Genomic DNA, 1,857 nt, shown 5'->3' on the forward strand with positions numbered 1-1,857 from the left:
TCCGAGGTGGCGTCGCACAGGTTCGTGACCGCGCCGAGGGAGAGGCGCGGCGAGCGCGTGGACGCCTCCGCCGACCTGTCGGCTGCCTGCCCGCACCTGGCCGCGTGGCCGCGCTGCTGCAACGGGTGCGGGCGGTACCGTGCGGTCGGCTGCAAGCGCCGCCCGCACGTCTTCTACGACGCCCGCGCCGCGCAGCTGTGCGCGGACTCGGTCCTCGTCTCGTCGAGGCGCGGGATAGACGCCGACGAGCCCGCCGCGGCCGAGGCGCTCGCCCTCATCCGCGACGGCCTGGGCCGGGGGCTCTCGCCCGAGCAGCTGTCCGCCCGCAACGGCGGGCCCGTGGACCTGTCGCCCTCGACGATCTACCGCTGGGTCGCGGCGGGCTACGACGGCATGACCAACATGGAGCTCAGGCGCAAGGTCGGCTACAGGCCCAGGTCGCACCGGGCCCCGAAGAGGGCGACGCCGCACTCGCCCCGCAGGTCGCACGCCGCGTTCCTCGCCCTCGGCGAGGACGTTTGCGCCGCCGCCTGGGAGATGGACACCGTCGAGGGCGCGCGGGAGGACGGCGCCTGCCTGCTCACGCTGCTGCACCGCCCCAGCAGGCTGCAGCTCGCGCTGCCGCTGGCGGCGAAGGACGCCGAGAGCGTGGCGGCGGCGCTCGGGGGCGTGCGCTCGGTGCTGGGCGCCGGCGGCATGGGGAGGGTCTTCCGGGCCGTGCTAACCGACAACGGCCCCGAGTTCTCCGACGAGGGCGCCATCGCCGCGCTGATCGGCGAGGGGCCGGGCGAGACGAGGCTGTTCTACTGCGACCCCCGGCGCAGCGACCAGAAGGGCGCCTGCGAGCGCAACCACGTCGAGATCAGGAAGCTGCTGCCCAAGGGCCGCGGCCTCAGGTTCGACCGGCTGGCCCCGGCGGACCTGTCGCTCGCCATGTCGCACGTGAACTCCGAGCCGCGCGGCGCGCTCGGCTTCGCGACGCCCGCCCGCGCCTTCCGGGCGATGCTCGGCGCCGACGCGGAGGCGCTGCTGGATGCGTACGGCGTGGAGGACGTGCCCGTCGGCGAGCTCGACCTGACGCCGGGGCTCATCGCGCGGGCGCGCGAGGAAAGGGGCGATGCCCCGCTGGCCTAGCCTGAAAGGGAAAAACGGAATAGGCGGACCGACCGTTCGGCTGAGTCTGGGAAGAGGTGCCGGGCGGCGGGCGGAGCATGGCCACCGGACCCATCGAAACACATCTCCACCGTTCCTTCAACTGGGAAAACGGCGCCCCCGGGCCCCGGGAGGGGCCGCGGGGGCGTTCGGCTAGGTGCGGGAACGACCTATTTGCTCAATGTGTTCGGCTGAGATCGGAAATCAACCGCTGAAATAGTTTCTTTTTCCGTGTGAATATCAAAATCAATAAAGAAGGTATTGATTTGTCTTAAATTGTTTTCAGAATGTCCTTTAGTGTATGAACGGTTTTCGTCTGCATACGTACCATAACGATAAACGTTTGGTGTCCAATGCGTAAATGTATCTTGATTTTCGTGAATCGCTTCTTCGGAAGTCAGAACAACGCCACGTCCGCCAATCATGCTTTTTTTTGAGCGATACGCAAAAATAGCCCCTTTACTTTTACCTGGCTTGGTAGTGATTGAGCGAATTTTACTATTTTTAAATTTGTACTTTAACAAGCCGTCATGAAGCACAGTTTCTACAACAAAAGGGATATTCATTCAGCTGTTCTCCTTTCTTACGAAAATTAATTAGTTAGAAGCTACGATCAAAGTTGAATCACAACAAAAAAGGCAATCAACTAAGTTTTTCTGGCTTATAGGACAAAATGTGTGTCCCGATAGAACATCCGTTTCCATC

2 protein-coding genes are annotated in these 1,857 nt (G+C 63.7%); one reads left to right on the forward strand and one right to left on the reverse strand.

Annotation, left to right across the window (positions count from 1 at the left end; genetic code table 11):
* Window positions 1-1,134 (forward strand): IS30 family transposase (locus DW180_RS06060; RefSeq protein WP_233545200.1); only part of this gene is annotated, 1,134 nt, incomplete at its 5' end.
* A gap of 188 nt (window positions 1,135-1,322) precedes the next feature.
* On the opposite strand, the gene DW180_RS06065 is transcribed toward DW180_RS06060, so the two are convergent.
* Window positions 1,323-1,718, reverse strand: coding sequence for a hypothetical protein (locus DW180_RS06065; RefSeq protein WP_233545202.1), 396 nt, complete (start codon window positions 1,716-1,718; stop codon window positions 1,323-1,325).
* Between the last annotated feature and the right edge of the window lie 139 nt (window positions 1,719-1,857).

This window comes from Collinsella sp. AM16-21, from assembly GCF_003471905.1.
GTDB lineage: Bacteria > Actinomycetota > Coriobacteriia > Coriobacteriales > Coriobacteriaceae > Collinsella.

Bases quoted from the DNA above. Each gene is read 5' to 3' on its own strand.
- DW180_RS06065 (WP_233545202.1), bottom strand. From the start codon at position 1,718: ATGAATATCCCTTTTGTTGTAGAAACTGTGCTTCATGACGGCTTGTTA.